The organism is Enterobacter cloacae complex sp. GF14B (assembly GCF_004136805.1).
In the GTDB taxonomy this organism is placed as follows: Bacteria; Pseudomonadota; Gammaproteobacteria; order Enterobacterales; family Enterobacteriaceae; genus Enterobacter; species Enterobacter hormaechei_C.
In genome coordinates, this window is the sequence record NZ_QFRV01000022.1 from 53,237 (window position 1) to 60,740 (window position 7,504).

The 7,504-nt window shown below is 56.3% G+C and carries 7 protein-coding genes; 4 read left to right on the forward strand and 3 right to left on the reverse strand.

Annotated elements, in window-relative coordinates; genetic code table 11:
• Positions 1-7: 7 nt before the first annotated feature.
• From DD606_RS10060 to DD606_RS10070, 3 genes are all read right to left on the reverse strand, one after another.
• Positions 8-751, reverse strand: a complete 744-nt coding sequence (locus DD606_RS10060; RefSeq protein WP_003858635.1) for a type 2 GTP cyclohydrolase I — start codon at positions 749-751, stop codon at positions 8-10.
• A 10-nt stretch (positions 752-761) separates the two neighbouring features.
• Entirely contained in the window at positions 762-2,174 is a 1,413-nt protein-coding gene (phrB, locus tag DD606_RS10065) for a deoxyribodipyrimidine photo-lyase (RefSeq protein ID WP_129258575.1), read from the reverse strand.
• Between the two features lie 598 nt (positions 2,175-2,772).
• Positions 2,773-2,979, reverse strand: coding sequence for a YbfA family protein (locus tag DD606_RS10070; RefSeq protein WP_003858637.1), 207 nt, complete (start codon positions 2,977-2,979; stop codon positions 2,773-2,775).
• 310 nt (positions 2,980-3,289) lie between these two features.
• Between DD606_RS10070 and kdpF the strand changes: the two genes are divergently transcribed.
• The 4 genes from kdpF to kdpC all read left to right on the forward strand — a co-directional run.
• Complete coding sequence (gene kdpF / locus DD606_RS10075; RefSeq protein WP_003858638.1) at positions 3,290-3,379, forward strand: K(+)-transporting ATPase subunit F; 90 nt, start codon at positions 3,290-3,292, stop codon at positions 3,377-3,379.
• Positions 3,379-5,058 carry a potassium-transporting ATPase subunit KdpA gene (kdpA, locus tag DD606_RS10080; RefSeq protein WP_129258577.1) on the forward strand — a complete coding sequence of 560 codons (1,680 nt, stop codon included), beginning with the start codon at positions 3,379-3,381 and terminating at the stop codon, positions 5,056-5,058. The genes kdpF and kdpA overlap by 1 nt, the downstream gene beginning before the upstream one ends.
• A gap of 18 nt (positions 5,059-5,076) precedes the next feature.
• Positions 5,077-7,125 carry a potassium-transporting ATPase subunit KdpB gene (kdpB, locus tag DD606_RS10085; protein ID WP_045335800.1) on the forward strand — a complete coding sequence of 683 codons (2,049 nt, stop codon included), beginning with the start codon at positions 5,077-5,079 and terminating at the stop codon, positions 7,123-7,125.
• A 12-nt stretch (positions 7,126-7,137) separates the two neighbouring features.
• A partial coding sequence (gene kdpC, locus DD606_RS10090; RefSeq protein WP_129258579.1) for a potassium-transporting ATPase subunit KdpC occupies positions 7,138-7,504 on the forward strand: 367 nt, incomplete at its 3' end.

Here is a 7,504-nt window from a genome sequence, read left to right on the forward strand (position 1 = left end):
CCTCTCATCAGGCCGGATTAGGGATATCAATAAACGTCACATCCAGATCGGTATTTTCCGTCAGCCACTCGCTGAGGGCGCGGATGCCGCCACGCTCGGTGGCGTGATGGCCCGCCGCGTAAAAATGCAGGCCTTGTTCACGGGCTGAGTGGATAGTCTGCTCGGAGACTTCGCCGGTAATGAAGGCGTCGACACCAAAACGCGCCGCGCTGTCAATAAAGCCCTGGCCGCCGCCGGTGCACCATGCCACGCGCTTCACGGTATCCGGCCCGGTGTCGCCGCACCACAGCGGACGACGCCCCAGGCGCGCTTCGATCCACGAAGCCAGCTCCAGACCCGGAACTGGCATCGACAGTTCGCCCCACGGCACCAGGGGTTCAATTTCACCCATCACGGTAATCCCCAGCAGCTGCGCAAGCTGAACGTTGTTCCCCAGCTCAGGATGCGCATCGAGCGGCAGGTGATAGCCGTACAGGTTGATGTCATTCGCCAGCAGCGTTTTGAGTCGGTTGCGCTTCATGCCGCGAATAATCGGTGATTCGTTTTTCCAGAAATAACCGTGGTGGACAATCACCGCATCGGCTTCCTGACGCACCGCCTCATCCAGCAGCGCCTGGCTTGCCGTCACGCCGGTGATGATTTTTTGCACCGTCTCGCGCCCCTCCACCTGCAAGCCATTCGGGCCGTAGTCGCTAAACGAAGCCGTGTTGAGTTTTTCGTTAATCAGGCGTTCCAGTTCACTGTTTTTCATCATCATTCTCTCAAACTTTTCGGGCGGCTTCGTACGCCGCCAGCGTGGCGACGCGCGCCTGTTTATGGTCGACAATGGGACGGGGATAGTTCAGGGTAACACGCTGTTTATCCGCCCATACCCAGGGTTCATGAATGGCTTTGGCCGGGACATCCTTAAGCTCAGGCAGCCAGCGGCGGATAAACTCGCCGTCGGCGTCAAATCGTTGTCCCTGCGTGGTCGGATTGAAGATCCGAAAATAGGGAGCCGCATCCGTTCCGGTGGAGGCCGCCCACTGCCAGCCGCCGTTATTCGCCGCCAGATCGCCATCGATCAGCTGAGAGATAAAATAACGCTCTCCGGTTCGCCAGTCGATAAGCAGATCCTTCACCAGGAAGCTGGCGGTAATCATACGCAGACGGTTATGCATCCACCCGGTTTCATTGAGCTGCCGCATAGCCGCATCAACAATCGGGAAGCCGGTAAGCCCATGCTGCCATGCCTTAAGCAGCTTCTCATTCGACTGCCACTGTACCTGTTCGGTCCAACGAATAAAGGGCCGATGTTTACACAAATCAGGATGATACGTCATCAGATGGCGATAGAACTCACGCCAGATCAGTTCGTTCAGCCACACTGCGCCCGCCCCCCCGTCTAACGCCTGAGGCTGTTCCGCCAGCAGGCGATGTAAACACTGGCGCGGAGAGAGCGCGCCCAGCGCTAGACAGGCCGACAAGCGGCTGGTGCCTTCAATCGCTGGAAAATCCCGACGCGCCTTGTACTCCGACGCCCCCTGCGCGCAGAACTGACGCAACCGGGCGATAGCCGCTTTCTCGCTGGCGGGGAATACTGTTTCATCGAACGACTGCTGGGGATAATTCAGCCTGATCGCCGGCAGATCCGTTATCGTTTCCCCTCTCACGGACGGGGCGGTAACGCACTCAGGTAGTCCCTCTTTCAGGCGTTTGATAAAGGCATTTTTAAACGGCGTGAAAACTTTATACATCTCGTGACTGCCGGTCATTACGCTGCCAGGCGCGAGCATCACGCTGTCATCAAAGCCTTCACAGACCACGCCCGCAAGGGATTTCTCCAGCTGACGATCCCGCTGCTGCTCGTTGAATTCATACTGATAGTTGTAATAAAGATGCGTTACTGCGTACTGCTGGCAGATTGCCTGCACCGTCTGACGCTGAGCGGCAAAATCATGGGCCTCTTTATAGATCAGCGGAATGCCTTTTTCGGCCAGTGAATGTTGCAGGTCATTCAGATACGCGCTGAGCAGTGCCGCTTGCCGGGGCGCCATGTCATGCTGCCGCCACTGTTCAGGCGTGGCGATAAACAGGGCCAGCACATTCGCGTCTTTAGCGCGGCAGGCCGCCGCGAGAGCGAAGTTGTCGTGAATGCGTAAATCCGCGCGAAACCAAACCAGATGGGTGGGCATAAAACTCCTGGCAATTGTCCATTATGTCCGTAAGGGCATGCCGTAAAAGGAAAAAGGCATGCATTGAACTACTTTGCCATGAAGTGTAGACGGGATGAAATAAAAAAGGCCGCCCGAGGCGGCCTTAACGCTACTTGTCCTGCACTATCGGGGTAAAGGCAATAAACACATCCGGTTTATCACTCTTTACAACGAGTGCGCTGGCGACAGTGAACGCAATGCATAAATAGCGTTTCACTATGCGGTCCCTGCTGCTAACCGCTCCACCTATCACCACCGGTGATAAATCGGTGGACACAAGCCCGGGTAGGCGGGCTGCTTTACGGCTATGGATACACCTTTCCCAGGACCGATGCCCATTTGCGAGATGGCGGAAAGGGACGTGGCATCATAATTAACACCAACGCCAAAAGTAAGTTATTTCAGTAAAATTAGGAATTTATAAAGGTGAAGTGGATTGCGAACTTTTTAAAGAAGGGTATGATAAAAATCCCGGGTAGGGGCTGCAAGATTACCCAACGGACCGCGAATCCCGAGGGACAAAAAAACCGCCACTTTGCTGTAGGCGGTTTTTTTATGGCTAAGATGTCACACCGTATCAGTAGAAATCGCAGGTTGCTTTCTCGGCCTGATCCATCCACACCGGCTTCTCGCTGGTTTTCGCCCAGACGCGATGCAGGTAACTGTAGAAACGTGCGCGATCTTTCCAGAACAGCATCACCGGCAGGGCCAGCACGCCAGCCACAACGGCGAAAGTGCGACGCATGAAAATGATATGAGCCGGAAACTCTTTATAAAGATCCATATTTTTCTCCCCTGTAGTTGGCCGGAAACCGTCTCCGGAAAATGTGAAATCTGTGACCTGGTTAAAATAATACCGCTTTGTTTGTAATTTTACTACTCATCCGACCACTTATTTTCATCCATTTCGTGAATATTTACATTCATGCCTGTAATTAAGTTACAAAAAAGTTAACGATTTACTTACCAATAGTTAAACTGTGGCTTTTCCCTTTTTTATACTTTTTTTACACCTGCCCTTCTGATTTTTGCGAAATCTTTGCGCCACAAATCCTACCGTTTGTACAACAACAAAAGTCACCCGGAGGTGGAGTGTGAGTGCAGGTCTGATTGCCGGCATCGTGCTGGTGTTCCTGTTATTGGGTTATCTGATTTATGCCCTGATTAATGCGGAGGCATTCTGATGGCTGCTCAGGCGTTTTTGCTTATTGCCAGCTTTTTACTGGTACTGTTTGTGCTCGCCAGGCCGCTGGGAACAGCGCTGGCGCGGCTGATAAACAACGTGCCATTGCCGGGCACGCGAAGTATTGAAAATGTGCTCTGGCGCATTTCAGGTATCAGCGACCGGGAAATGAACTGGCGCCAATACCTGATGGCGATACTGCTTCTGAATATCGTGGGGCTTATTGCCCTCTTTACGCTGCTAATACTCCAGGGCAGTCTGCCGTTGAACCCGCAGCATTTACCGGGGTTATCCTGGCATCTGGCACTGAACACGGCGGTCAGCTTTGTCACCAACACCAACTGGCAGTCTTACGCCGGTGAAACCACGCTCAGCTACTTCAGCCAGATGACCGGGTTAACCGTGCAGAACTTTCTTTCTGCGGCCAGCGGTATCGCGGTGATCTTCGCCCTGACGCGCGCGTTTGCCCGTCAGAATGTCAGCACTCTCGGCAACGCCTGGGTTGATGTCACACGCATCACCCTTTGGATCCTGGTGCCTGTTGCGCTGATTATTGCCCTGTTCTTTATTCAGCAAGGCACTCTGCAAAACCTGCTGCCTTATACCCCTTTCACCTCGCTTGAAGGGGCCAGGGAACTCCTGCCAATGGGGCCGGTGGCGTCGCAGGAAGCAATCAAGATGCTGGGCACCAATGGGGGCGGCTTCTTCAACGCCAATTCATCGCATCCGTTTGAAAACCCAACGGCGTTAACCAATTTTGTACAAATGCTGGCAATCTTCCTGATCCCCACCGCGCTCTGCTTCGCCTTTGGCGATGTAGTTAACGATCGCCGCCAGGGCCGTACGCTGCTGTGGGCCATGTCGTTAATCTTCGTGGTCTGCGTAGCACTGGTGATGTGGGCCGAATGGTACGGCAACAGCCACTTTATGCAGCTGGGGGCTAACAGCAATATCAACCTGGAAGGCAAAGAGAGCCGCTTCGGCATTCTTGCCAGCAGTCTCTATGCGGTGGTCACCACGGCGGCCTCCTGCGGGGCGGTGAACGCCATGCATGACTCTTTCACCGCGCTTGGCGGCATGATCCCGATGTGGCTGATGCAGATTGGCGAGGTAGTTTTCGGTGGGGTCGGTTCTGGGCTGTACGGCATGCTGTTGTTCGTCCTGCTCGCCGTGTTTATCGCCGGGCTGATGATCGGCCGCACGCCGGAATATCTCGGCAAAAAAATCGACGTCCGCGAAATGAAATTAACCGCGCTGGCGATCCTGGTCACCCCCGCCCTTGTGCTGCTCGGTACCGCCCTGGCGCTGATGACCGACGTCGGGCGCAGCGGCATCTTTAACCCGGGCATTCACGGCTTTAGCGAAGTGCTTTACGCCGTTTCGTCTGCCGCAAACAACAACGGCAGCGCCTTTGCAGGGTTAAGCGCCAACTCACCGTTCTGGAACTGTCTGCTGGCGTTCTGCATGTTCGTCGGTCGTTTCGGCGTGATTATTCCCGTCATGGCGATCGCCGGAACACTGGTGAATAAGAAGATCCAGCCGACCACCACCGGTACGTTACCGACTCACGGCGCGCTGTTCGTCGGCCTGCTGATTGGCACCGTTCTGCTGGTAGGTGCCCTGACCTTTATCCCCGCCCTCGCGTTAGGCCCGGTTGCGGAATATCTCTCTTTACGCTGATTTTGCGGAGAATTTGTCATGAGTCGTAAACAACTGGCCCTGCTCGAACCGACCTTAGTTCGTCAGGCCCTCATGGATGCGGTAAAAAAACTGAGCCCGCGCGTCCAGTGGCGCAACCCGGTGATGTTTATTGTCTGGACTGGAAGTTTACTCACCACCGTACTGGCGATTGCCATGGGAACGGGACACCTTTTGGGGAATGCAACCTTTACCGGCGCCATCAGCCTGTGGCTGTGGTTTACCGTGCTGTTCGCCAACTTCGCCGAAGCGCTGGCGGAAGGCCGCAGTAAAGCGCAGGCCAACAGTCTGAAAGGGGTCAAAAAAACCGCCTTTGCGCGCAAATTACGCGAACCTAAATACGGCGCGCAGATGGACCACGTACCGGCGGATGAACTGCGTAAAGGTGACGTGGTGCTGGTGGAAGCCGGCGACATCATCCCCTGCGACGGGGAAGTGATTGAGGGCGGCGCGTCGGTAGACGAAAGCGCCATTACCGGGGAATCCGCACCGGTGATCCGTGAGTCGGGCGGAGATTTCGCCTCAGTTACCGGCGGAACGCGCATTCTTTCCGACTGGCTGGTGATCCAGTGCAGCGTTAACCCGGGCGAAACCTTTCTCGACCGGATGATCGCCATGGTGGAAGGCGCGCAGCGTCGTAAAACGCCGAACGAGATCGCTCTGACCATTCTGCTGGTGGCGCTCACCATTGTCTTCCTGCTGGCAACGGCGACCCTGTGGCCTTTCTCCGCCTACGGCGGTACAGCGGTCAGCATCACCGTACTGATCGCCCTGCTGGTCTGTCTGATCCCCACCACTATTGGTGGCCTGCTTTCCGCGATTGGCGTGGCGGGGATGAGCCGTATGCTGGGCGCTAACGTCATCGCCACCAGCGGACGCGCCGTTGAAGCGGCGGGGGACGTAGACGTGCTGCTGCTGGATAAAACCGGGACCATCACCCTGGGCAATCGTCAGGCCTCTGACTTTTTACCTGCTCCCGGCGTGGATGAAAAAACGCTGGCTGACGCGGCGCAGCTTTCCTCGCTGGCCGATGAAACCCCGGAAGGCCGCAGTATCGTGATCCTCGCCAAGCAGCGCTTTAACCTGCGCCAGCGCGACGTACAAAGCCTGCACGCCACGTTCGTTCCCTTCACGGCGCAAACCCGCATGAGCGGCATTAACATTCAGGACCGGATGATCCGTAAAGGGTCCGTTGATGCCATTCGCCGTCATATTGAAGCCAATAATGGACACTTCCCCCCGGAAGTCGACCATCTGGTGGAAAGCGTGGCGCGTCAGGGGGCAACCCCGCTGGTGGTGGCGGAAGGTGCAAGCGTTCTGGGGGTGATCGCTCTGAAGGATATCGTTAAAGGCGGTATAAAAGAGCGTTTCGCCCAGATGCGTAAGATGGGCATTAAAACGGTGATGATCACCGGGGATAACCGTCTGACTGCGGCGGCCATTGCCGCCGAAGCGGGCGTGGATGATTTCCTTTCCGAAGCGACGCCGGAAGCGAAGCTGGCGCTCATTCGCCAGTATCAGGCGGAAGGTCGTCTGGTGGCGATGACCGGCGACGGCACCAACGACGCCCCGGCGCTGGCGCAGGCCGACGTGGCGGTGGCAATGAACTCCGGTACCCAGGCGGCAAAAGAGGCGGGCAACATGGTGGATCTCGACTCGAACCCGACCAAGCTGATCGAGGTGGTGCACATCGGGAAGCAGATGCTGATGACGCGCGGCTCGCTGACCACGTTCAGTATCGCCAACGACGTGGCAAAGTATTTCGCCATCATTCCGGCGGCGTTTGCGGCAACCTACCCGCAGCTAAATGCCCTGAACGTGATGCACCTGCACTCTCCGGCCTCGGCCATTCTGAGCGCGGTGATCTTCAACGCGCTGATTATTGTCTTTCTTATTCCGCTGGCGCTGAAAGGGGTGAGCTATAAGCCGCTGACGGCCGCCGCCATGCTGCGCCGTAACCTGTGGATTTACGGTCTGGGTGGGCTGGTGGTGCCCTTTATTGGGATCAAGGTTATCGACATGTTGCTAACGCTGTTCGGGCTGGTTTAAAAGGTGGATCCAATGACGATGTTACGTCCCGCTATACTGTTGTTTATTCTGCTGTCTCTGATTACCGGCGGGCTTTACCCGCTGATGACTACCGCGCTGGGCCAGTGGTGGTTTCAGGATCAGGCCAACGGCTCGCTGATTATCCAGAACGGTGAAAACCGCGGCTCGCGTCTGATTGGGCAGAACTTTACGGACCCACGCTACTTCCAGGGACGCCCTTCCGCCACTGCGGAAAGCCCGTATAATCCAATGGCCTCCGGCGGCAGCAATCTGGCGGGCAGTAACCCTGACCTGGACAAAGCCATTGCTGAACGCGTTGCCGCCCTGCGCGCTGCGAATCCGCAGGCCAGCCGTGAGGTGCCGGTTGAGCTGGTCACCG